At 48.2% G+C, this 24,484-nt stretch carries 21 protein-coding genes and 1 riboswitch; of the genes, 18 read left to right on the top strand and 3 right to left on the bottom strand.

All coding sequences use genetic code 11. The features are described from left to right. Positions 1-13 precede the first annotated feature (13 nt). Positions 14-2,428 carry a phenylalanine--tRNA ligase subunit beta gene (gene pheT / locus HAP68_RS13265; RefSeq protein WP_015387878.1) on the top strand — a complete coding sequence of 805 codons (2,415 nt, stop codon included), beginning with the start codon at positions 14-16 and terminating at the stop codon, positions 2,426-2,428. Between the two features lie 37 nt (positions 2,429-2,465). Here pheT and rnhC read toward each other — a convergent pair whose 3' ends face one another. After that, on the bottom strand, positions 2,466-3,407 hold the full coding sequence (gene rnhC, locus HAP68_RS13260; protein ID WP_003152532.1) for a ribonuclease HIII: 942 nt from the start codon (positions 3,405-3,407) through the stop codon (positions 2,466-2,468). A 133-nt stretch (positions 3,408-3,540) separates the two neighbouring features. Here rnhC and zapA point away from each other — a divergent pair, with 133 nt between their 5' ends. The 5 genes from zapA to HAP68_RS13235 all read left to right on the top strand — a co-directional run bounded on the left by zapA (position 3,541) and on the right by HAP68_RS13235 (position 8,956). Further along, positions 3,541-3,798, top strand: coding sequence for a cell division protein ZapA (gene zapA / locus HAP68_RS13255; protein WP_003152533.1), 258 nt, complete (start codon positions 3,541-3,543; stop codon positions 3,796-3,798). Positions 3,799-3,805: 7 nt separating this feature from the next. Beyond that, the gene (locus HAP68_RS13250; protein ID WP_003152534.1) at positions 3,806-4,339 is read left to right on the top strand and encodes a CvpA family protein; all 534 of its coding nucleotides are present in this window, start codon (positions 3,806-3,808) and stop codon (positions 4,337-4,339) included. 105 nt (positions 4,340-4,444) lie between these two features. Further along, positions 4,445-6,157 (top strand): DNA polymerase/3'-5' exonuclease PolX, encoded by a 1,713-nt coding sequence (gene polX / locus HAP68_RS13245; protein WP_015387879.1) that lies wholly within the window; start codon positions 4,445-4,447, stop codon positions 6,155-6,157. A 20-nt stretch (positions 6,158-6,177) separates the two neighbouring features. Continuing rightward, positions 6,178-8,535 carry an endonuclease MutS2 gene (locus HAP68_RS13240; protein WP_015387880.1) on the top strand — a complete coding sequence of 786 codons (2,358 nt, stop codon included), beginning with the start codon at positions 6,178-6,180 and terminating at the stop codon, positions 8,533-8,535. 16 nt (positions 8,536-8,551) lie between these two features. Continuing rightward, positions 8,552-8,956 carry a DUF350 domain-containing protein gene (locus HAP68_RS13235; protein WP_003152541.1) on the top strand — a complete coding sequence of 135 codons (405 nt, stop codon included), beginning with the start codon at positions 8,552-8,554 and terminating at the stop codon, positions 8,954-8,956. Positions 8,957-9,094: 138 nt separating this feature from the next. Here the strand turns inward: HAP68_RS13235 and HAP68_RS13230 are convergent, their stop codons facing one another. Continuing rightward, on the bottom strand, positions 9,095-9,772 hold the full coding sequence (locus HAP68_RS13230) for a DUF2711 family protein (protein WP_015387881.1): 678 nt from the start codon (positions 9,770-9,772) through the stop codon (positions 9,095-9,097). 105 nt (positions 9,773-9,877) lie between these two features. Between HAP68_RS13230 and HAP68_RS13225 the strand changes: the two genes are divergently transcribed. From HAP68_RS13225 to HAP68_RS13185, 9 genes are all read left to right on the top strand, one after another. Further along, positions 9,878-11,566, top strand: a complete 1,689-nt coding sequence (locus tag HAP68_RS13225) for an AMP-binding protein (protein WP_003152545.1) — start codon at positions 9,878-9,880, stop codon at positions 11,564-11,566. Between the two features lie 88 nt (positions 11,567-11,654). Next, positions 11,655-12,239: a TetR/AcrR family transcriptional regulator gene (locus HAP68_RS13220; RefSeq protein WP_014470798.1), complete on the top strand. Its 585-nt coding sequence runs from the start codon at positions 11,655-11,657 to the stop codon at positions 12,237-12,239. Positions 12,240-12,252: 13 nt separating this feature from the next. Continuing rightward, positions 12,253-13,032, top strand: coding sequence for an enoyl-CoA hydratase (locus tag HAP68_RS13215; RefSeq protein ID WP_024085671.1), 780 nt, complete (start codon positions 12,253-12,255; stop codon positions 13,030-13,032). A 13-nt stretch (positions 13,033-13,045) separates the two neighbouring features. Next, positions 13,046-13,819 (top strand): electron transfer flavoprotein subunit beta/FixA family protein, encoded by a 774-nt coding sequence (locus tag HAP68_RS13210; RefSeq protein ID WP_003152551.1) that lies wholly within the window; start codon positions 13,046-13,048, stop codon positions 13,817-13,819. Between the two features lie 31 nt (positions 13,820-13,850). Then, positions 13,851-14,828 carry an electron transfer flavoprotein subunit alpha/FixB family protein gene (locus tag HAP68_RS13205; protein ID WP_003152553.1) on the top strand — a complete coding sequence of 326 codons (978 nt, stop codon included), beginning with the start codon at positions 13,851-13,853 and terminating at the stop codon, positions 14,826-14,828. Positions 14,829-15,036: 208 nt separating this feature from the next. After that, positions 15,037-16,527, top strand: a complete 1,491-nt coding sequence (locus HAP68_RS13200; RefSeq protein WP_024085670.1) for an alpha-N-arabinofuranosidase — start codon at positions 15,037-15,039, stop codon at positions 16,525-16,527. Between the two features lie 152 nt (positions 16,528-16,679). After that, complete coding sequence (gene trxA, locus HAP68_RS13195; protein WP_003152560.1) at positions 16,680-16,994, top strand: thioredoxin; 315 nt, start codon at positions 16,680-16,682, stop codon at positions 16,992-16,994. 142 nt (positions 16,995-17,136) lie between these two features. Continuing rightward, positions 17,137-18,909 carry an excinuclease ABC subunit UvrC gene (gene uvrC / locus HAP68_RS13190; RefSeq protein WP_024085669.1) on the top strand — a complete coding sequence of 591 codons (1,773 nt, stop codon included), beginning with the start codon at positions 17,137-17,139 and terminating at the stop codon, positions 18,907-18,909. A 61-nt stretch (positions 18,910-18,970) separates the two neighbouring features. Then, a riboswitch (Lysine riboswitch) is annotated at positions 18,971-19,150 on the top strand. Between the two features lie 125 nt (positions 19,151-19,275). After that, positions 19,276-20,505: an aspartate kinase gene (locus tag HAP68_RS13185; RefSeq protein WP_014305531.1), complete on the top strand. Its 1,230-nt coding sequence runs from the start codon at positions 19,276-19,278 to the stop codon at positions 20,503-20,505. A gap of 46 nt (positions 20,506-20,551) precedes the next feature. Here the strand turns inward: HAP68_RS13185 and HAP68_RS13180 are convergent, their stop codons facing one another. Then, positions 20,552-20,998: a YslB family protein gene (locus HAP68_RS13180; RefSeq protein ID WP_003152568.1), complete on the bottom strand. Its 447-nt coding sequence runs from the start codon at positions 20,996-20,998 to the stop codon at positions 20,552-20,554. 296 nt (positions 20,999-21,294) lie between these two features. Between HAP68_RS13180 and sdhC the strand changes: the two genes are divergently transcribed. From sdhC to sdhB, 3 genes are read left to right on the top strand one after another with little or no spacing between them, the layout of a single operon-like run. Further along, positions 21,295-21,903, top strand: a complete 609-nt coding sequence (gene sdhC, locus HAP68_RS13175; protein ID WP_003152571.1) for a succinate dehydrogenase cytochrome B558 — start codon at positions 21,295-21,297, stop codon at positions 21,901-21,903. A gap of 33 nt (positions 21,904-21,936) precedes the next feature. Further along, positions 21,937-23,697 (top strand): succinate dehydrogenase flavoprotein subunit, encoded by a 1,761-nt coding sequence (gene sdhA, locus HAP68_RS13170; protein ID WP_003152573.1) that lies wholly within the window; start codon positions 21,937-21,939, stop codon positions 23,695-23,697. Between the two features lie 2 nt (positions 23,698-23,699). Continuing rightward, positions 23,700-24,458: a succinate dehydrogenase iron-sulfur subunit gene (gene sdhB / locus HAP68_RS13165; protein ID WP_003152575.1), complete on the top strand. Its 759-nt coding sequence runs from the start codon at positions 23,700-23,702 to the stop codon at positions 24,456-24,458. Positions 24,459-24,484 lie beyond the last annotated feature (26 nt).

Raw genomic sequence — 24,484 nt, 5'->3', positions numbered from 1 at the left:
GAGGAGGATACACATGTTTGTTTCATATAAATGGTTAGAAGATTACGTTGACTTGCAGGGAATCGACCCGGCCGTGCTTGCAGAAAAAATTACGAGAGCCGGTATTGAAGTTGAGGGTATCGAGTATAAAGGGGAGGGCGTAAAAGGCGTTGTCATCGGACACGTGCTTGAGCGTGAACAGCATCCGAATGCCGACAAACTCAACAAATGCCTTGTTGATATCGGTGCGGAGGAACCCGTGCAGATTATCTGCGGCGCCCCGAATGTTGATAAAGGACAGAAGGTTGCCGTTGCAACGGTCGGAGCCGTGCTTCCCGGCAATTTCAAAATTAAAAAAGCCAAGCTGCGCGGCGAAGCGTCTCACGGCATGATCTGTTCCCTTCAGGAGCTTGGCATTGAGAGCAAGCTCGTGGCGAAAGAATATGCGGAAGGCATTTTCGTTTTTCCGAATGATGCTGAAACGGGAGCTGACGCAATGGCGGCCCTTCAGCTTGATGATGCGATTTTAGAATTGGGCTTAACGCCGAACCGCGCCGACGCGATGAACATGCTTGGCGTGGCTTATGAAGTGGCGGCTATCCTCGGCGCAGAGGTAAAGCTTCCGGAGGCTTCATATGAAAAAGCGGCAGAAAAAGCGGCGGATGCTGTTTCCGTCAAGATTGAAGATACGCAGGCCAATCCGCATTATGCCGCAAAAATCATTAAAAACGTCAAAATCGGCCCGTCACCGCTTTGGATGCAGACGAAGCTGATGAATGCAGGCATCCGCCCGCATAATAACGTCGTGGACATTACAAACTTCGTCCTCCTTGAGTACGGACAGCCGCTTCACGCTTTCGATTACGACCGGTTCGGTTCAAAAGAGGTCGTCGTCAGAAAAGCGGCGGAAAACGAAACCATCGTGACGCTGGATGAACAAGAGCGCAAGCTGTCAAGCAGCCATTTGGTCATCACAAACGGAAAAAAAGCGCAAGCCGTTGCGGGAGTCATGGGCGGAGCTGAGTCTGAAGTCCGCGAAGACACCACTGCGATTTTACTGGAAGCCGCTTATTTCGACGGACAGACCGTCCGCAAAGCGTCGAGAGACCTCGGACTGAGAAGCGAAGCGAGCGCCAGATATGAAAAAGGCATTGATCCGGCCCGCGTTTTGCTGGCGGCTGAACGGGCCTGCAGTCTCATTCAGGCATATGCCGGCGGAGAAGTGCTCTCAGGCACGGTTGAAGAAAACCATCTGAAAATCGAAGCAAACAACATTCACGTGTCTGTTGAAAAAGTGAACGCCGTGCTTGGCATGGCAATCGCTAAAGAAGAAATCATCAGCATTTACAAGCGCCTCGGGTTTGCAGTCGGTGAAGCTGAAGACGTTCTCGTCGTAACAGTGCCGTCCCGCCGCGGAGATATTAGAATAGAAGAAGACCTGATTGAAGAAGCGGCGAGATTGTACGGGTATGACAATATTCCGTCCACGCTTCCGGAAACGGCCGGCACGACAGGCGGCTTGACACCGTATCAGGCAAAACGCCGGAAAGTGAGACGTTTCCTTGAAGGAGCGGGTCTTTCACAAGCGACCACTTATTCATTAACGAATGATAAAAAAGCGGCCGCTTTTGCGATCGAAAAATCATTCAACACGATGCTTGCTCTGCCGATGAGCGAAGAAAGAAGCATTCTCAGACACAGTCTCGTACCGAATCTTCTTGAAGCCGTTTCATACAATCTGGCCAGACAGACTGATTCCGTTGCTTTATATGAAACGGGTTCTGTATTTCTGACGAAAGAAGAAAACACAAAACCGGTTGAAAAAGAACGGGTTGCCGGAGCTGTAACCGGATTGTGGCGTAAAAATTTATGGCAGGGTGAGAAAAAGCCGGTTGATTTCTTCGTCGCCAAAGGAATCGTTGAAGGCCTGCTGCATCAATTGAATGTGTCAGACCGGGTTGAATTTGTCCAGTCAGAACGCAAAAACATGCATCCCGGCCGGACGGCAAACATTCTATTGAACGGTTCGCTTGCCGGATTTATCGGCCAGGTGCATCCGGCAATGGAAAAAGAGCTGGATATCAAAGAAACGTATGTGTTCGAGCTAGATCTGCACGCGCTTCTGACCGAGGAAACAGAACCTGTCGTGTATACGCCGATTCCGAAGTACCCGTACGTCACGCGCGACATTGCGCTTGTGGCAGATAAAACCGTTACAAGCGGACAGCTCGAAGCCGTGATCAAAGAAGCCGGCGGCGCGCTGCTGAAAGAAGTCACCGTATTTGATGTGTACGAAGGTGAGCATATGGAAGAGGGCAAAAAATCCGTCGCCTTCTCGCTCCAATATGTTAACCCTGAACAAACATTGACAGAAGAAGAAGTGACAAAAGTACATGAAAACGTGCTGAAAGCGCTGGAAGAAACGTATCAGGCCGTATTAAGAGGATAAAGAAAAAGCTTGCAGATCATTCTGCAAGCTTTTTTTATTATGACCGTTTCCGTTCTACAAGGCGTTTCGCTTTTTGCGTATTGGCAAAATGAAGTTTGGTGAACGTTCTGAGCGCACCTTCTCCCTTATTGATGATCAGCTTGGCGGCAGCTTCATCGACGTGCGGCCCCGCGCCTTTTGGAATCGTCATCCCAGCCTCACGGGAAAGCTTATCCATTTCAATTAAGAAAGAATATCGCGCAATGATAGAGGCTGCGGCGACGGAAAGATGTATGCTTTCCGCTTTCGTGCTGAAAAACGTTTTTTCTTTTACGATATCCCGTCCGGAAAGATGCTTAAAATAAATGCCGGGCTCTGCAAATTGGTCAATCAGAATCGCTTCCGGTTTAACGCCGTTCATTTTTCTCAGCAGATTGGAAATCGCCTGATTATGAAGGAGCGCCTTCATTTTTCCTTGGCTCATGCCTTTTTCCTGCATCTGATTGTATTTTTCGTTTTTCAACACAAGCAGGCTGTAAGGAATGGTTTTAATTAACAGTTTGGCGATTTCAATAATCTGCGGATCTTTTAAATCCTTCGAATCCTTCACACCGAGTTCTTTCATTAAAGAAAGCTTTGTTTTGTCGGCGTAAGCGCAGGCAACCGTTATCGGCCCGAAGTAATCGCCTGTTCCGACTTCATCAGAGCCGATCACTGACATGGAGGCAATGCCCGCCGGGGGAGCGTAAACCGGGTCGGCCGCTTTTTTGACGGTTTTCTTTGCCTTCGGCGCCTCAGCCGTTCCCCAGCGGGCCGCTTCTGTGCCGGCGTTTTTTCCTTGAAAGAGAACCTTGCCCGAGCGGTAGGCTGTAATGGTACAGCCCGGGGGCTTGGCCTGGAAGACGGCGCCCTGCGGAACGGCGGGAGTAAGGGAGCCGGCATAGGATTGTTTCATTTGTTCCATAGCGGAAGCGGATACTTTTATAACAGAATGGGACACGATATAATCTCCTTTTTTGGCACTTTTCACTGTATATACCAGTGTATCATAACAGCCCGAGGCTCGTCTTTCCATTCAAACGATAATCGTGGTATGATAGGAACTAGGATTCTCGCGGAATGGAGGAGAAACGTTGTCTGACGGCAAAAAAACCAAAACGACAGTAAACATTTACGGCCAGCACTTCACCATTATCGGGGAAGAAAGCAAAGCGCACATGCGCCATGTGGCCGGAATGGTTGATGATAAAATGAGAGAAATCAACGAGAAAAATCCATATCTTGATATAAATAAGCTCGCTGTATTGACTGCGGTCAATGTCGTGCATGATTATATGAAACTGCAAGAAAAATATGAAATACTGGAGCGGCAGCTTAAAGAAAAGGAATGAACACCATATGATAGATATCATCATCTTAGTTCTGCTCTTAATGGGCACATTGCTTGGATTAAAAAGAGGATTTATCCTCCAATTTATATACTTGACGAGTTTCATCCTCTCGATTGCGTTTGCGGCGCTTTTTTACAAAAACCTGGCCCCGCATCTGAGCTTTATACCCGCCCCTGATTTTTCCGGCGGGCAGGCGGCTCTGTCTTTTATTAAAGGAAACGTGGAGACGGCTTATTACAACGCGATCGCGTTTGTCATTTTGTTTATCATCGCAAAGATCCTGCTCCGGATTATCGGAGCGGCGCTTAATATCATCGCCGGCATTCCGGTCATTAAACAGATCAACAAACTGCTGGGCGGGGTGCTTGGATTTCTGGAAGTCTATTTATTTGCGTTTATCCTGTTATACGTCGCATCCGTACTGCCGGTAAGCGCGCTTCAGGATATGCTCGCACAATCGACGCTTGCAAATATCATCACACATCATACGCCGTATCTGTCGGGGCTCCTGCAAGAACTGTGGGCCCAGTACGGGGCATAAAAAACTTCTCTTGACCGGAGAAGTTTTTTTCAAGCTCTGCGTCAGTTGTGCCGGAAGAGAAAAATTTGTATGATGAAAAGCAGGAAACGACTGGGGGTTAACAGTATGCATAAAAAAGATATCATCAGGCTGCTTGAAACGATTGCGGTCTATATGGAACTGAAAGGGGACAACCCGTTTAAAATATCAGCCTTCCGAAAAGCGGCGGCGGCGCTTGAGCAGGATGACCGCAGCCTGTCGGAAATCGACGACATGATGTCTTTATCCGGAATCGGAAAAGGCACCTACGGCGTCATTCGTGAATATATGCAGGAAGGTGTGTCCGGCACGCTTCTCCAATTGCAGAAAGAAGTCCCGGAAGGCTTGGTTCCTCTTTTGAAGCTTCCGGGCCTCGGCGGCAAAAAAATCGCCAAGCTGTACCAGGAGCTTGGCGTTCATGACGCGGAATCGCTGAAAGAAGCATGCGAGCAGCAAAAAGTACAGGGGCTCGCCGGTTTCGGCAAAAAAACGGAGGAGAAAATCCTCCAGGCTCTCGGAGAAGCCGGAAAACAGCCGGAACGGTTTCCGATCGGCTATGCGCTCAGCATTGCCTCAGTCATTGAAGAACATTTGGCCCGGCTGACGGATATTCAGAAATATTCTCGGGCCGGCAGTCTCAGAAGAGCGCGGGAAACCGTAAAAGATCTGGATTACATTATCGCTACAGATCATCCGGAGGCTGTCAGAGAACAGCTTCTTTCCCTCCCGAACGTAAAAGACGTGATAGCGGGCGGGGATACAAAAGTATCGGTTATCCTGACCTTTGAATACGAGACGAGTGTGGATTTCCGGCTTGTGACAGAGGAACAGTTTGCCACCACACTGCATCATTTTACCGGTTCTAAAGATCACAACATTAAAATGCGCCAGCTGGCGAAAGAGCGCGGTGAACGGATCAGTGAATACGGAGTAGAAACCATAGAAACGGGAGACGTCAAAACATTCCCGAGCGAAGAAGCGTTTTACGCCCACTTCGGTCTGCCGTTTATTCCTCCTGAGCTCAGAGAAAGCGGGCAGGAGGTCGACACGTACCGGGAAGAAACGGACCTTGTGGAGCATAAAGCGATAAAAGGCGATCTCCACATGCATTCAGCCTGGAGTGACGGCGCTTTTTCCATCAGAGAAATGGCAGAAGCATGTATGGAAAAAGGCTACCAGTACATGGCGATCACCGACCATTCCCAATATTTAAAGGTAGCCAACGGGTTAACGGCCGAACGGCTCAGAAAACAGGCGGAAGAAATTGACGCGTTAAACGCTGAATTTGAAAATTTTCATATTTTTAAAGGCGTAGAAATGGACATTCTCCCCGACGGTTCGCTTGATTATGATGACAGCGTTCTGTCTGAAATGGATCTTGTCATCGCATCTATTCATTCAAGCTTCAGCCAGCCGGAGCATGTCATTATGAAACGGCTTGAACAGGCGCTGACGAATAAGCACGTGGACATTATCGCCCACCCGACGGGACGCCTGATCGGCAGACGGGCCGGCTATGAAGTCGACATCGACATGCTGATTGAGCTCGCAGCCAAAACAAATACGGCGCTTGAACTGAATGCAAACCCCGCGCGCCTCGATTTACGGACTGAGCATCTGATCAAAGCAAATGAAAAAGGTGTGACTTTGGTCATTAATACCGATGCCCATAATATCGAGATGCTCGATGATATGAAAACGGGCGTGACCGCTGCGCGCAAAGGCTGGACAGAGACAAAACATGTGTTAAACGCCCGGCCGTTACATGAGGTCAAAGCATTTCTGACGCGCAATGATTAAGTAAGGAGGACCATAAAACCGTGCAGCAAAAAGTGTTATCATCACTTGAATTTCATAAAGTAAAAGAACAGATTACCGCACATGCCGCCTCATCGCTCGGCAGGGAGAAGCTTCTGCAGCTGAAACCTTTGACGGATCTCGCCGACATCCAAAAACAGCTGGATGAAGTCGAAGAAGCATCCGCGGTCATGCGCTTGCGAGGCCATGCTCCGTTCGGCGGCCTGACCGACATAAGATCCGCTTTACGGCGGGCGGAAATCGGCAGTGTGCTGACGCCGGCGGAATTCACCGAATTGTCCGGGCTGCTGTATGCCGTTAAACAAATGAAGCATTTTATCAGCCAAATGACAGAAGACGGCGTCGGCATACCGCTGATACAGGCCCATGCAGAAGAGCTGATTACATTAGGCGATTTGGAAAGGGAGATTAACTCCTGCATTGATGACCATGGTGAAGTGCTTGATCATGCGTCTCCCGCTTTAAGGGGAATCCGCACGCAGCTCAGGACGCTTGAATCAAGAGTCAGAGACCGGCTTGAATCGATGCTGCGTTCATCTTCCGCTTCTAAAATGCTGTCTGACACCATCGTTACGATTCGGAATGACCGCTTTGTCATCCCGGTCAAACAGGAATACAGATCAAGCTACGGCGGAATTGTCCACGATACATCTTCATCCGGTGCTACACTGTTTATTGAACCGCAGGCGATCGTAGATATGAACAACTCGCTTCAGCAGGCGAAAGTAAAAGAAAAACAGGAAATCGAACGGATTCTCCGGATGCTGACGGAGCATACGGCTGAACACACACAAGAAATCGCTCAAAATGTGGAAGTGCTGCAGACACTGGATTTCATTTTCGCCAAGGCGAGATACGCAAAAGCAATGAAGGCGACAAAACCATTCATGAACGGAGACGGCTTTATCCGTCTGAAAAAAGCGCGCCATCCGCTGCTGCCCCAAGATCAAGTCGTGGCCAACGATATTGAACTGGGCGGAGATTATTCAACGATCGTCATCACGGGACCGAATACGGGCGGTAAAACCGTTACGTTAAAAACACTCGGGCTGCTGACGATAATGGCGCAGGCAGGATTGCACATACCGGCTGACGAGGGCTCGGAAGCAGCCGTATTTGACAATGTGTTTGCCGATATCGGCGATGAACAGTCGATCGAACAAAGTCTGAGTACGTTCTCATCTCACATGGTCAATATCGTCAATATTTTAAAAGACGTGTCTGAAAACAGTCTTGTGCTGTTTGACGAACTCGGTGCCGGAACAGATCCGCAGGAAGGGGCGGCGCTTGCCATGAGCATCCTTGACGAAGTTCACCGGACAAACGCCAGAGTGCTTGCGACAACCCATTATCCGGAACTGAAAGCATACGGATATAACAGACAAGGCGTCATGAATGCCAGCGTTGAATTTGACATTGAAACGCTTTCGCCTACCTATAAACTTCTGATCGGAGTGCCGGGCCGAAGCAACGCATTTGAAATCTCAAGACGCCTTGGGCTTCCGGAGCATATCATCGGCCAGGCGAAGTCAGAAATGACCGCCGAACATAACGAAGTCGATCTGATGATCGCATCGCTTGAAAAAAGCAAAAAAAGAGCGGATGAAGAGCTTTCTGAAACCGAATCACTCAGAAAAGAAGCAGAAAAACTGCACAAAGAGCTTCAGCAGCAAATCATTGAACTGAATGCCCAAAAAGATAAAATGATGGAAGAAGCCGAGCGGAAAGCTGCGGAAAAACTGGAAGCCGCCGCAAATGAAGCCGAACAGATTATCCGCGAGCTCAGGTCCATCAAGCAAGAACACAGATCCTTTAAGGAACACGAGCTGATTGACGCCAAAAAACGTCTCGGAGACGCGATGCCGGCTTTTGAAAAATCAAAGCAGCCGGAAAGAAAAACAGAGAAAAAACGCGAGCTGAAGCCGGGCGACGAAGTAAAGGTGCTCACATTCGGACAAAAAGGGGCGCTGCTTGAAAAAACCGGCGAGAAAGAATGGAACGTCCAAATCGGCATCCTTAAAATGAAGGTGAAGGAAAAAGATCTTGAGTTTCTCAAATCGGCTCCTGAACCGAAAAAAGAAAAAGCAATCACCGCCGTAAAAGGGAAGGATTATCACGTATCCCTTGAACTTGACCTCAGGGGAGAGCGTTACGAAAACGCCCTCAGCCGCGTCGAAAAATATTTAGATGACGCGGTGCTCGCCGGCTATCCGAGAGTGTCCATCATTCACGGAAAAGGCACGGGCGCCCTCCGAAAAGGGGTGCAGGATCTTCTGAAAAACCACCGCAGCGTGAAAAGCTCGCGGTTCGGGGAAGCGGGAGAAGGAGGATCAGGCGTAACGATTGTCGAACTAAAATAAAAAGGGAGAAAACGTCATGAATGCTTTTTGGGAAAATGAGCTTGTTGAAATCGCGGCTTATTACAGTGTTGCCGTCTTGTGTCTCGTCATTTTTCTGACCGTGTTTGAATTGGTAACATCCTATAAAAACTGGGTGGAAATCCAAAAAGGCAATCTTGCGGTGGCAATGGCGACCGGAGGGAAAATTCTCGGTATCGCAAATGTCTTTCAGCACAGCATCGCCCAGCATAATTCGCTTTTGCAAATGATCGGCTGGGGCGTATACGGATTTATTATGCTTTTAATCAGCTATTTTATCTTTGAATTTCTGACGCCCCGGTTTAAAATTGATAAAGAAATTGAAAAAGATAACAGAGCTGTCGGCTTTATTTCATTTGTCATCTCAGTCGGCCTGTCATTTGTGGTGGCCGCCGGGATTTAAGGGGACGGGGAAAAATGGAGAAGCTTGCGAAAGTGCTGCTGTCGGCAGCGGGGATTTTTCTGTTCATCGGACTTATTTATCTGGTCATGACATCTTAATACTGAAAAAAGGCTGCCGAACTCAAATCGGCAGCCTTTTTTATTGAGAATACCAGTTTATGCAGGCCGTATCAGAGCAAATGACGGACTCCCAATTCATGGCGCGGACGACAGACTGAATGTCTTGTTCTTCCATGAGAAAGAGTGTCGTAAAAGAATCATATATGCTCATAAAAGCGGCGCGCCGTTTTTCATCGGCAATGATCATGTCAGCCCGCAGCAGTCCGCATACATCCGAAGCCGCCGTTTGATTGAGTGAAAATAGGCCTTTCTCTTCGACAGGCTCATAATAAGTGCAGCGCTTTATGCCTTTTGAACGGAACACATCCAAAAGTCCCGGAATCAAAAATGGCGAAGTGACATCATCGCTCGGCAAGTACAGATCGGGATGATGGAGCCGATTTAACCGCTCGGCGGATTCAGGATGTGCATATTCCTCCCGCAATGCCGTGACAGCAGTCATAAGCGCAAGCGCCGTTTCTTTTTCAGAACGCGGGCCGCAAATGCTCATGACGGTTTGCCAGGAAACGGGTCTGCCCATCGCGATGATCTCCTCATCACTCGGATACATATGTTCATAAGGCCGTTTGCGCTTTTGCTCTTCCCGACCATCCGGCATCCGGACAAAGGGATGGAGCAAAAAGGCGGCCGACGTAATCGGCTTCGGCAGCTGGCGCAGGATAGGAACTCCCTCTTCAAAATGCAGCGTTTCCAGCAAACTCAACACCTCATGAAACTCGAAATTTCACATGAAACGCTTTCCCATTCCAATCACCCTTCTGCTATAATAATAGCGTATAGGAAAACAGAAGGGAGAGGTATTATGCAGTCTGAAAAGCCATGGCTTTCTCAATATCCCGAAGAGATTCCGCATGAGCTTGAATTTACCGATCAAACCCTGCCATCCAATCTGACAAACTCCGCAGCTCAATTCCCGAACCATACCGCCATTTATTTTCTAGGAAAAAAACTCACATTCCAAGACGTTCTCACAGATTCATTAAAGCTTGCCGCTTTTTTACGCAAAACAGGCCTGAAAAAAGGTGACAGAGCCGCCATTATGCTGCCCAATTGTCCGCAGTCGGTCATCGCTTTTTACGGCGTATTGTTTGCCGGCGGCATTGTCGTTCAGACCAATCCTCTCTACACGGAACACGAGCTTGAGTATCAGCTGAAAGACAGTGCGCCGCGCGTGATCATCACCCTCGATATGCTGTTTCCGAAAGTGATAAAAATGAAAACGTTATCACTCGTCGAACGCATTATTACAACAAGTATAAAAGACTTTTTGCCGTTTCCGAAAAATATGCTTTATACGCTCACGCAAAAACAACAGGTGCATATTGATTATGACGGCTGCGAACAAATTCACAAATTAGCGGATATTTTAAAAAACGAAAAAGCGGAGGAAGCAGAGCCATTTGATATTGACCCTGCGCATGACATCGCCGTGCTTCAATACACGGGCGGAACAACCGGCTATCCGAAAGGCGTCATGCTCACACACCGAAACATTCAGGCCAATACAGAAATGTGCGCCGCCTGGATGTACAAAATGAAAAAGGGAGCCGAAAAGGTGCTCGGCATCGTGCCTTTTTTTCATGTGTACGGATTGACCGCAGTGCTCAATTTTTCCATTATGCAGGGATGTGAAATGATCCTTCTTCCTAAATTCAATCCTCTTGATACCCTGAAAACAATCGACAGGCTGAAGCCGACGGTTTTCCCCGGGGCGCCGACGATTTACATCGGGCTGCTGCATCACCCGGAGCTGAATAAGTATGATCTGTCCTCCATTGAAAGCTGTCCGAGCGGTTCAGCGGCACTGCCGGTTGAGGTCAAACAGAAATTTGAAAAAGTGACCGGAGGAAAGCTTGTGGAAGGCTACGGATTATCCGAAGCATCACCGGTTACCCATTCAAACTTCATCTGGGGAAAAAATAAACCCGGCAGCATCGGCTGTCCCTGGCCCAATACCGATGCGGGAATCTATTCAGAAGAAAAAGGCGGGCTTGCGGAGCCGTATGAACACGGCGAGCTGATCGTAAAAGGCCCTCAGGTCATGAAAGGCTATTGGAATAAGCAGGAGGAGACGGCGCGTGTCATCAGAGACGGCTGGCTGTTTACCGGAGATATGGGATATATGGATGAGGAAGGATTTTTCTACATCGCCGACAGGAAAAAAGACATCATCATTGCCGGCGGATACAACATTTACCCCCGGGAGGTGGAGGAGGCGCTTTATGAGCATGAAGCCGTTCAGGAAATCGTGGTAGCGGGCGTCCCTGATTCCTACAGAGGGGAAACGGTGAAAGCATTTATCGTTTTGAAAAAAGGCGCCGAGGCAGATGCCGATGAGCTTGATGCGTTTGCAAGAGAGCGGCTTGCGCCGTACAAAGTCCCGAAGCTGTACGAATTCAGAAAAGAGCTTCCGAAAACGGCCGTTGGAAAAATATTAAGAAGGCGTTTAGTCGAAGAGGAAGATGCTTCCCATGAAAACAAGGTGCCTTAAAAGAAAAACTTGACAAAATCCGGATTCCTTTTTATCATGAAGTTATGAATGAATAGTCATTCATTTATCGAAGGAAGGAACGATGACATTGAACCAAAAACGGCCAAAGTATATGCAGATTATTGATGCAGCAGTAGAAGTCATAGCGGAAAACGGCTATCACCAATCACAGGTGTCCAAAATCGCCAAGCAGGCCGGCGTTGCGGACGGCACCATCTATTTATATTTCAAAAACAAAGAGGATATACTCATTTCTCTTTTTAAAGAAAAGATGGGCCAGTTCATTGAACGCATGGAAGAAGAAGTGAAAGAAAAAACGACGGCAAAAGAAAAACTCGCTCTCGTTATTAAGCAGCATTTCACACTGCTCGGCAATGACCGCCACCTCGCGATTGTGACCCAGCTTGAGCTCAGACAGTCGAATATCAAGCTGCGCCTGAAAATCAATGATATTTTAAAAGGTTATTTAAACATGCTGGACACCATTTTGACCGAAGGAATCGAGTCGGGCGAATGGAAAGATAATCTCGACGTCCGCCTCGCCCGGCAGATGATATTCGGGACGATAGATGAAACAGTGACAACATGGGTGATGAACGATCAGAAATATGATCTTCCGGATTTGTCAGACAAGGTATTGGAGCTGTTGGTGTCAGGGATTCATCAAAACTAAAGGGGGTTGACGGATGAACAGCCTTTCGATGGCGGTAGAACAATCTGTTGCGGTGATCACCATTAATCATCAGCCGGCAAACGCGCTGTCCGGCGCGGTTTTAGATGAGTTGTCCGGTCTGTTCGACCGCTGTGAAACAGATGACAGTGTCAGAAGCATCATCATTCGCGGAGAGGGGAAATTTTTCTCGGCGGGCGCTGATATAAAGGAATTTACGTCGCTTGAAAATCTTGAGCAATCTTCTGCCATGGCGGATAAAGGCCAGCAGCTGATGGAAAGAATTGAAGGGTTTCCGAAGCCCGTTATCGCAGCGATTCACGGCGCTGCGCTCGGCGGCGGCCTTGAGCTTGCCATGGCCTGCCATATCAGAATCGCTACATTAGATGCAAAGCTCGGCCTGCCCGAGCTGAATCTCGGCATTATTCCGGGCTTTGCCGGGACGCAGCGGCTTCCCCGGTACGTCGGTACGGCGAAAGCGCTTGAAATGATCGGCACTTCAGAACCTGTAACCGGAGAAGAAGCGCTCAGCCTCGGTCTTGTCACGATAGGCGCCGAACATGAGGAAGAGCTGCTGCAAAAAGCGAAAACGCTCGCGGGCAAGTTTGCGGAAAAAAGCCCGCAGTCGATGGCTTTTCTGCTTGAGCTCCTTTATTCAAACAAGGTCTATTCTTATGACGGCGGCTTAAAGCTTGAAGCAAAGCGCTTTGGGGAAGCATTTGCATCAGATGACGCAAAAGAAGGCATTCAGGCATTTCTCGAAAAAAGAAAGCCTCAATTCGGTGGGCGAAGATAAAGGGGATAAGAATATGAATCTATTTGTACTGATGAAACGGACGTTTGACACAGAAGAGAAAATCGTCATTGAAGCAGGAAAGATTCAGGAGGACGGGGCCGAATTTATCATTAATCCGTATGATGAATACGCCATTGAAGAAGCCATTCAGCTGAAGGAAGAGCACGGCGGAACCGTGACCGCCGTAACCGTCGGCGGAGAAGATGCGGAGAAAGAACTGAGAACCGCCCTTGCGATGGGCTGTGACCAGGCGGTGTTAATCAATATTGAAGATGATCTGAGCGATCCTGACCAATACTCCGTTTCAACTATCTTATATCATTATTTCAAGGACCGGGAATATGATCTGATTCTCGGCGGAAATGTCGCGATTGACGGCGGTTCCGGCCAAGTGGCTCCAAGGCTTGCCGAACTGCTGAACATTCCTTGCGTCACAACGATTACAAAACTGACAATCAGCGGCGATGAAGCTGCGGCAGAGAAAGACAACGAAGGGGATACCGAAATCATTAAAACCTCACTTCCTTTAGTCATCACGGCACAGCAAGGCTTAAACGAGCCGCGCTATCCGTCGCTTCCGGGCATTATGAAGGCGAAGAAAAAACCGCTGGAAGAACTTGAGCTCGATGATCTCGGCATTGATGAAGATGATGCCGCACCGAAGCTCAAAACGATCGAACGTTTTCTGCCGCCGCAAAAAGAAGCGGGCAGACTGATCGAAGGAGAAGCCGCTGAGCAGGCGAAGGAGCTTGTATCACTGCTGAGAAAAGAAGCCAAAGTCGTATAAACTGATATTAAAGAAACTGGGGGATGTCAGAATGGGAAAAAAAGTGATCGTACTCGGAGAAATTCGTGACGGCGCCTTACGGAACGTCACCTTTGAAGCCATAGCCGCAGGCAAAACCATTTCCGGCGGAGGAGATGTCATCGGCGTGCTGATGGGAAAGGGCGCGGCTGATGCAGCATCAGAACTCATTCAGTACGGCGCCGACAAAGTATTTACAGCCGATTCGCCGGGGCTTTCTCAGTATACGGCGGACGGATATGCCGCAATTCTCGGGGATTTGATCGAAAATGAAAAGCCTGATGCGGTCATTTTCGGCCACACTTCTATGGGAAAAGATTTGTCACCTAAGCTTGCGGCCCGGTTTGAAACGGGGCTGATTTCAGACAGCACGGATGTAAGCGTTACCGGAGATAACATCGTTTTTACAAGACCGATCTATTCCGGCAAAGCCTTTGAACAGGTGATTTCAACCGATCCTTTCATTCTGGCGACAATTCGTCCGAATAATATTCAGGCATTAGAAAAAGACGCGAACCGGGCGGGTGATATTGAAGAGCTTGCGGCGCCTCCGGCAGATTTGCGGACGGTCATTGAAGAAGTAGTCAAAAAAACGGCGGACGGCGTGGATTTATCAGAAGCGAAAATTATCGTAGCAGGCGGCCGCGGTGTAAAAAGCAAAGATGGATTTGAACCGTTAAAAGAACTTGCCGAGGTGCTCGGAGCAGCGGTGGGCGCTTCGCGCGGCGCATGTGACGCGGACTACTGCGACTATTCTCTTCAAATCGGCCAGACGGGAAAAGTCGTCACGCCGGATTTGTATATCGCCTGCGGAATTTCCGGAGCGATTCAGCATTTGGCGGGCATGTCAAACAGTAAGGTCATCGTTGCCATTAACAAAGACCCGGAAGCGGAAATATTTAAAATAGCGGACTACGGAATTGTCGGCGATTTGTTCGAAGTGGTTCCGCTTCTGACTCAGGAATTTAAAAATGCCAATATTCATTCATAATCAAAACCCTCTGGCTTATTTGTCAGAGGGTTTTGGTTTGTGTTAATTAGTTCGTACAAATTATAGATTAATAAAACAACAGATTGACATGTACGAACCAATGTAATAAGCTTTTGTAAAGCGCTTACAAACTTATCCATACAGCATACATCCCAGATAGATCGGCTGTAGTGCTTTCATTCTTATTAAGGGGAAGGAATGATCAAGTTTGTCTCACAATACGGCAGTCATTCAAACTGATATCACACGGGGAACCATTAATAAAAACATATACGGACATTTCGCGGAACACCTGGGAAGAGGCATATATGAGGGCATCTGGGTCGGAAAAGATTCCGATATTCCGAATACCGGAGGGGTCAGGACGGATGTCGCCGCCGCCCTCAAGCAGCTTCAGATTCCCGTCCTCAGATGGCCGGGCGGCTGTTTTGCTGATGAATACCATTGGGCAAACGGCGTAGGGAAACGCAAAACAATGCTGAATACCCATTGGGGCGGGACGATTGATTCTAATGAATTCGGCACGCACGAGTTTATGATGCTTTGTGAACTGCTCGGATGCGAACCGTACATCGCCGGAAACGTCGGCAGCGGAACGGTTAAAGAAATGGCTGATTGGATTGAATACATGACGTTTGAAGCAGGCACCCCGATGTCCGACTGGAGAAAAGAAAACGGGCGGGAAACACCGTGGAAGCTGAAATATTTCGGAATAGGAAATGAGAACTGGGGCTGCGGAGGAAACATGCATCCTGAGTATTATGCCGACCTTTACAGAAAATTCCAAACCTATGTCCGCAATTACAGCGGTAATGAAATCTATAAAATTGCCGGCGGCGCGAATGTTGATGATTACCGCTGGACTGAAACTTTAATGAAAAAAGCCGCGGATCTCATGGACGGGCTGAGCCTGCATTATTACACAATACCGGGCGACTTCTGGAAGGGGAAAGGATCAGCGACGGAGTTTACGGAAGATGAATGGTTCATCACGATGAAAAAAGCGGCGCATATGGATGAATTGATCACAAGGCACAGCGCCATCATGGATCAGTACGATCCCGAAAAAAGAGTCGGGCTGATCATTGATGAATGGGGCACGTGGCTTGATCCTGAGCCGGGCACAAATCCGGGCTTTCTGTATCAGCAGAATACGATCCGCGACGCCCTTGTCGCCGCCGCGCATTTTCACATTTTTCATCAGCACGCAGACCGCGTACAGATGGCCAATATCGCGCAAACCGTCAACGTGCTTCAGGCAATGATCCTGACAGAAGGGAAAGAAATGCTGTTGACGCCGACGTATCATGTGTTCGATATGTTTAAGGTGCACCAGGACGCATCTCTTTTGGCGGCAGAAACAAATGCAGCCGGGTACGAATGGAATGACGGCCGGCTCCCGCAAGTCAGCATTTCAGCGTCCAAACAGCAGAACGGAGACATACATATCAGCATTTGCAATATCGATCATCTGCACAAAGCTGACGTGAAGATTGAACTGCGGGGCATGAAAAAGACAGGGACGCCTTCGGGAACGATTCTGCACGCGGAAAAAATGAATGCCCACAATACATTCAGCAGTCCGGAAAACGTCAAACCGAAGCCGTTTTCCGGGTTTGCTCAAAAGGGAGGAAAACTTGAGGCGGAGCTTCCTCCGATGGCGATTGTATTAATCACGCTGCCTGCAGGTCCATCTTAAGTTTTGAACGCCCGCCGCCCGGTTATAATACACTGTATAAATAAGATTATTTCCGGCGGGTTCGGGAGAAAATAATATAAGCATTAAATTAGCATGAACGAATGGGAGATGCTATACTAAAAATCATCATTTGACAATTGGAGGAATAACAAATGGCTATCGTAAAAGCAACTGATCAATCGTTCTCAGCTGAAACAAGTGAAGGTGTCGTATTGGCTGATTTCTGGGCTCCTTGGTGCGGACCTTGTAAAATGATCGCGCCCGTTCTTGAAGAGCTTGATCAAGAAATGGGAGACAAACTGAAAATCGTCAAAATCGACGTGGATGAAAACCAAGAAACTGCCGGTAAATACGGCGTCATGAGCATCCCGACACTTCTCGTGCTAAAAGACGGAGAAGTCGTTGAAACATCTGTCGGCTTCAAACCGAAAGAAGCTCTTGAAGAGCTTGTAAACAAACATCTGTAAGCCGAAAGCTTCCGTTACGGCAGGGCGATTCCTTTGAAAGGGAATCGCCTTTTTTGATCTTCCAAAAGCTGAGAATGGAGAAAAACAAATGTTCGTGATACACTGAATGGACACGAGAAATGAATGTAAGGAAGGGTAACGTATGAATAAACAACTGAAAGAAAAGCTGGCCCTCCTTCCCGATCAGCCGGGCTGTTATTTAATGAAAGACCGTCAAAAAACAGTCATCTACGTGGGGAAAGCGAAAGTCTTGAAAAACAGGGTGCGGTCTTATTTCACCGGTTCTCACGACGCGAAAACCCAACGGCTTGTGACGGAGATTGAGGACTTTGAATATATCGTGACTTCCTCCAATCTTGAAGCGCTTATTTTGGAAATGAATCTGATTAAAAAATACGATCCGAAATACAATGTCATGCTGAAAGATGATAAAACCTATCCCTTTATTAAAATCACCCATGAACGTCATCCTCGGCTGATTGTCACCCGGAATGTCAAAAAAGACAAGGGACGCTATTTCGGCCCGTATCCGAATGTGCAGGCGGCGCGGGAAACGAAAAAACTGCTGGACCGCCTTTACCCGCTCAGGAAATGCTCAAAGCTTCCGGACCGCGTCTGTCTTTATTATCATCTCGGCCAATGCCTCGCCCCATGTGTAAAGGATATATCTGAGGAGACAAACCGCGAGATTGTTGAAGACATCACCCGTTTTTTAAAGGGAGGGCATAACGAAATCAAAAAAGAGCTTGAAGCGAAAATGGCAGAAGCGGCCGAAAAGCTTGAATTTGAACGGGCTAAAGAATTCCGCGACCAGCTTGCTCACATCGAATCGACGATGGAGAAGCAGAAAATGACCATGAATGACCTTCTGGACCGCGATGTGTTTGCATATGCCTACGATAAAGGCTGGATGTGCGTCCAAGTCTTTTTTATACGCCAAGGAAAACTGATCGAACGCGATGTCAGCATGTTTCCGATGTATCAGGAAGCGGATGAAGAGTTTCTGACCTTCATCGGCCAGTTCTATTCCAAAAACAATCACTTTCTGCCTAAGGAAATTCTGGTGCCTGACAGCGTTGACAGGGACATGATCGGCGAGCTGTTGGAAACCGCCGTGCATCAGCCGAAAAAAGGTCCGAAAAAAGAGCTGCTTTTGCTTGCGCACAAAAATGCGAAAATCGCCCTGCGGGAAAAATTCTCGTTAATCGAGCGGGATGAGGAACGGTCAATCGGTGCAGCCGAACGGCTCGGCGACGCACTGAATATTTACACCCCGCATCGGATTGAAGCGTTTGACAACTCCAATATTCAAGGCACAAACCCCGTATCGGCCATGATTGTCTTTATAGACGGAAAACCGAATAAAAAGGAATATCGCAAATATAAAATTAAAACCGTAACAGGGCCGGACGATTACGGCTCAATGAGGGAAGTCGTCAGAAGAAGATACACGAGGGTGCTCCGCGAAAATCTTCCGCTGCCGGATTTAATCATCATTGACGGCGGAAAAGGGCAGATTAACGCGGCGCGCGACGTGCTCGAGAATGAGCTCGGCCTTGATGTCCCGGTAGCGGGATTGGCGAAAGATGATAAACACCGGACATCGAACCTTTTGATCGGCGACCCGCTTGAACCGGTGTTTCTGGAGCGGAACAGCCAAGAGTTTTACCTGCTTCAGCGCATTCAGGACGAAGTTCACCGTTTTGCGATCAGCTTTCACAGACAGATCCGGGGAAAAAGCGTCTTTCAATCCGTTCTGGATGATATCCCCGGAATCGGCGAAAAACGAAAAAAAATGCTCTTAAAACATTTCGGATCTGTCAAAAAGATGAAGGAAGCAAGCCTTGACGATATCAAAAAAGCCGGTGTGCCGGCCGCGGCGGCCCAGCTGCTGTTTGAAAAATTAAAAAAATAGTATTGTGCTTTTCTGAAAAATCTGCTAGAATGTGAACTAATTTCATAAGATCGTGTTATATGGTGAAGATAGAGGTGCGAACTTCAATAGTAAGCCTTTGGAGAATGATGGATTCTGCGAAAAAGGCTGAAAGGGGAGCGTCGCCGAAGTGTATCACATCCCATCGGTGTGATTTGCTGGCCTTGCATTAAATAAATGTAAGGCTGTCAAGAATTCATTTTCTTGGAGGGCTATCTCGTTGTTCATAATCAATCGTACTGATATGAAAAAGCAATGAGAGCTATTCCTCTCATTGCTTTTTTTATTGTGGACAAAACGCTCTTTTCTCCTCACCCGCACGAACCAAAATGTAAAGGGTGGTCTAGTATGGGTCTTATCGTACAAAAATTCGGAGGCACTTCCGTCGGCTCTGCCGAAAAAATTCAAAATGCCGCAAATCGCGCCATTGCTGAAAAGCAAAAAGGCCATGATGTCGTAGTCGTCGTTTCGGCAATGGGAAAATCAACCGACGCGCTCGTTAACCTCGCGGCTGAAATCACATCTGAACCAAGCAGACGCGAGATGGATATGCTTTTGTCTACGGGGGAGCAGGTCACGATTTCGCTTTTGGCCATGGCGCTTCAGGAAAAAGGATATGACGCCGTCTCTTATACGGGCTGGCAGGCGGGTGTCCGCACGGAAGCCGTTCACGGCAATGCGAGAATTACGGATATTGATATCACGGCGATTCGTTCGCAGCTTGCAGAAGGCAAAATTACAGTCGTTGCCGGTTTTCAGGGCGTAACGGAAGACGGCGGCATCACGACGCTCGGACGGGGCGGTTCCGATACGACGGCGGTCGCTCTTGCAGCAGCGCTGGAAGCGGATAAATGCGACATTTATACAGATGTTCCGGGCGTATTTACGACAGATCCGCGGTATGTCCGGTCAGCGAGAAAACTGGCGGGGATTTCTTATGATGAAATGCTGGAACTTGCAAATCTCGGAGCGGGTGTTCTTCACCCGCGGGCGGTTGAGTTCGCGAAAAACTACCAAGTGCCTTTAGAAGTGCGGTCAAGCACGGAACATGAAGCCGGAACATTAATTGAGGAGGAATCATCAATGGAGCAGAATTTAATCGTCAGAGGAATTGCATTTGAAGACCAGATCACAAGGGTGTCCGTCACGGGCCTTGCAAGCGGACTGACAACACTTTCAACAATCTTCACCGCGCTGGCAAAACGAAACATCAACGTTGACATCATTATTCAGACACAGTCGGATGATGGGGAAGCGGATATTTCTTTCTCAGTGAAAACGGAAGATGCCGCCCAAACGGTCGCCGTGCTTGAAGAATATAAAAACGCGCTTAACTATGAAAAAATTGAAACCGAAAGAAAACTGGCGAAAGTCTCCATTGTCGGGTCGGGCATGGTTTCAAATCCCGGCGTCGCCGCGGACATGTTTGCCGTACTGGCGGAAAAAAATGTACAAGTCAAAATGGTAAGCACATCCGAAATAAAAGTATCAGCGGTTGTCAGCGAAAATGATATGGTGAAAGCGGTCGAAGCGCTTCATGATGCGTTTGAGCTGTCTAAACAGCCGTCTGCCGTATAAACGGGCAGGCAAAAAGGCGGGACTTTTGAGTCACCGCCTTTTTCAATTATACAGGGTCCTTCATATCCCATTTTACAGTCAGGACGACTTTATCCGCTCTCTTTTTTACCTGTTCATAAGATTCTGCAATCTGATCGTTCATCAATTGAATCTGTTCGGCTATAAAACCGGCTTCAAGCTGGAAACAAGGCTCTTTCTGATGTTTGAGCCTGCTGGATACGAGCGGTCCTTCCAGTTCAAATTCCAGTTCTTGTTTTTTCGATCCTGCGTTTGTCAAAGTTCCCCAGCCGGCTTTTTCAAAAAAGGCGGGGATTTCTTCCCACGATTGAAGAGGAAATTTGCGGGCGAGGCGTTTTCCCGCCCAATACATCATCGATGAATGATCCGGACCGAGGATATCCGGAAGCACGATTTCCCGGATTAATTCGTAGCCGTATGCGCTGACGTCGAGTTCAGTTAAAGGTTCTAAAGCTGCTTCATAATTATTCTTCATATTATGTATTCCCCTCTCTCCTTCGTTTATTATAGCTTAAACAGGGGGGAGGATTACAGGATGATCCTATAAAACACGCGAAAAAATGTGAGAAAGATATCGCAGGAAAATAAAATTTTCCCTCCAGATAATCAATTCCGAAAATTATAATTTATGTACACGTTTTCTTGACGCCCTTTTGAGGGAGGAGTAAAATGAAATTGTCAATAAATTTTAATAAAGTGCTTACAATTGAAACGAAGTGGGGGCAGAGATTTTAGTACATTTCGCACTTAAATCAAACAGGGGGTAAAGTAATGTCTGGGAACAGAGAGTTTTATTTTCGAAGATTGCATTCCTTGCTCGGTGTTATTCCGGTCGGCATCTTTTTGATCCAGCATTTAGTCGTCAACCAATTTGCCGCAAGGGGAGCGGATGCGTTTAACAAGGCGGCCGGCTTTATGGACAGTCTGCCGTTCAGGTATGCGTTAGAAATTTTTATTATTTTCTTACCTTTAATTTATCATGCGGTTTACGGTGTGTACATAGCATTTACTGCGAAAAACAACGCTGGCCACTACAGTTATTTCAGAAACTGGATGTTTGTGCTTCAGCGTGTCACTGGTATTCTCACCCTTATTTTCGTCAGCTGGCATGTGTGGCAGACGCGGATTGCCGCGCAGATGGGCGCTGAAGTCAACTTCGATATGATGGCGAATATTCTGAGCTCGCCGTTTATGCTCGGTTTTTACATTGTAGGCGTTTTATCGGTCATTTTCCACTTTTCAAACGGCTTATGGTCTTTTGCGGTCACATGGGGGATCACGGTCACGCCGCGTTCTCAAAGAATTTCGACTTACGTGACGCTGATTATATTTTTAGCGCTTTCATACGTAGGTTTAAAAGCGATTTTTGCGTTTGTGTAAGAGAACTAGATTACTAGAGGGAGAGGGGCTATCATGAGTCAATCAAGCATTATCGTAGTCGGCGGGGGTCTTGCCGGCCTCATGGCGACAATTAAAGCAGCGGAATCAGGCACGGCCGTTAAATTGTTTTCCATCGTTCCGGTCAAACGCTCTCACTCGGTCTGCGCGCAGGGCGGGATAAACGGAGCTGTCAACACAAAAGGGGAAGGAGACTCTCCGTTTGAGCATTTTGATGACACGGTATACGGAGGCGACTTTTTGGCAAACCAGCCTCCTGTAAAAGCGATGTGTGAAGCGGCGCCGTCCATTATCCACTTATTGGACCGCATGGGGGTTATGTTTAACAGAACGCCGGAAGGGCTCTTGGACTTCCGCCGTTTCGGGGGTACACAGCATCACAGAACCGCTTACGCGGGAGCGACGACGGGTCAGCAGCTTCTTTACGCACTGGACGAGCAGGTGCGCAGATATGAAGTGGCGGGTCTCGTCACAAAATACGAAGGCTGGGAATTCCTCGGCGCCGTTCTTGACGATGAGCGCACGTGCCGCGGTATCGTAGCCCAAAATCTGACCAATATGCAAATCGAGTCATTCCGTTCTGACGCCGTTATTATGGCGACGGGAGGACCCGGAATCGTATTCGGAAAATCAACAAACAGCATGATCAATACGGGATCTGCCGCATCAATCGTCTATCAGCAGGGCGCTTATTATGCAAACGGCGAATTTATCCAAATTCACCCGACAGCAATCCCGGGGGACGATAAACTGCGTCTGATGAGTGAATCGGCGCGCGGCGAGGGCGGAAGAGTCTGGACGTACAAAGACGGAAAACCTTGGTACTTCCTCGAGGAAAAATATCCGGCTTACGGAAACCTCGTGCCGCGGGATATTGCGACACGTGAAATCTTTGACGTGTGCGTGAATCAGAAACTCGGCATCAACGGAGAAAACATGGTGTATCTCGATCTGTCGCACAAAGATCCGAAAGAGCTTGACGTTAAGCTTGGCGGCATTATCGAAATCTATGAAAAATTCATGGGCGATGACCCGCGCAAGCTTCCGATGAAAATTTTCCCTGCCGTTCACTATTCGATGGGCGGACTGTGGGTTGATTATGATCAGATGACAAGCATCCGCGGACTGTTCGCAGCGGGTGAATGTGACTATTCAATGCACGGAGGAAACCGTTTAGGGGCGAACTCTCTGCTTTCCGCCATCTACGGAGGAATGGTGGCCGGACCGAATGCGGTGAAATATGTTTCCGGACTTGAAACATCAGCGGAAGACCTGTCTTCTTCATTATTTGATTCCTATGTGAAAAAAGAAGAAGAAAAATGGGCCGATATCATGAAGATGGACGGCGACGAAAATGCCTACGTGCTTCACCGTGAGCTCGGAGAATGGATGACGGCCAACGTCACGGTGGTCCGCCACAACGACAAGCTTTTGAAAACGGATGACAAAATCCAAGAGCTGATGGAACGCTTTAAGAAAATCAATATCAACGATACGACAAAATGGAGCAACCAAGGGGCGATGTTCACCCGCCAGTTCTCCAATATGCTTCAGCTTGCCAGAGTCATCACGCTCGGCGCATATAACCGAAATGAAAGCCGGGGAGCGCACTATAAACCGGATTTCCCTGAAAGAAATGACGATGAGTGGCTCAAAACGACGATGGCTAAACATGCCGGTCCGTTTGAAGCTCCGGAATTTGAATATCAGGATGTCGATGTATCACTGATTGCGCCCCGTAAACGCGACTACTCGAAGAAGAAGGTGGCGAAATAATCATGAGTGAGAAAAAGATACGGTTTATCATTACACGCCAGGATACGCCCGAAAGCGCGCCATACGATGAAGAATTCGAAATCAATTACCGCCCGAATCTGAACGTGATTTCCGCCCTGATGGAAATCCGCAGAAATCCCGTGAATGCAAAAGGAGAGAAAACCACTCCGGTCGCATGGGACATGAACTGTCTTGAAGAAGTATGCGGCGCCTGCTCCATGGTCATCAACGGAAGACCGCGCCAGTCGTGTACGGCGCTGATTGATAAGCTGGAACAGCCGATCCGTCTGAAGCCGATGAAAACATTCCCGGTTGTCCGTGACCTTCAGGTTGACCGCAGCAGAATGTTTGATTCACTGAAAAAAGTGAAAGCATGGGTGCCGATTGACGGAACTTACGATTTGGGGCCGGGGCCGAGAATGCCGGAAAAACGCCGCCAGTGGGCATATGAATTGTCTAAATGCATGACATGCGGCGTCTGCCTTGAAGCCTGCCCGAACGTCAACAGCAAGTCGAAATTCATGGGGCCTGCCCCGATGTCACAAGTGCGTCTGTTTAATGCCCATCCGACGGGCGCGATGAACAAAGCAGAACGTTTAGAAGCTTTAATGACAGACGGCGGCCTCGGAGATTGCGGGAATTCACAAAACTGTGTTCAATCCTGCCCGAAAGGCATTCCGCTTACGACTTCAATCGCTGCTTTGAACAGAGATACCAATTTACAAGCATTCCGTAATTTCTTCGGAAGCGACAGAGTATAAGAAAGAGAAAAAGAGCCTCTTCCGCA

The sequence above is a fragment of the Bacillus sp. Bvel1 genome (genome assembly GCF_014872755.1).
GTDB lineage: Bacteria > Bacillota > Bacilli > Bacillales > Bacillaceae > Bacillus > Bacillus velezensis.
Note: the sequence above shows the minus strand (reverse complement) of the source record. Positions and strands in the feature narration are given on the sequence as shown.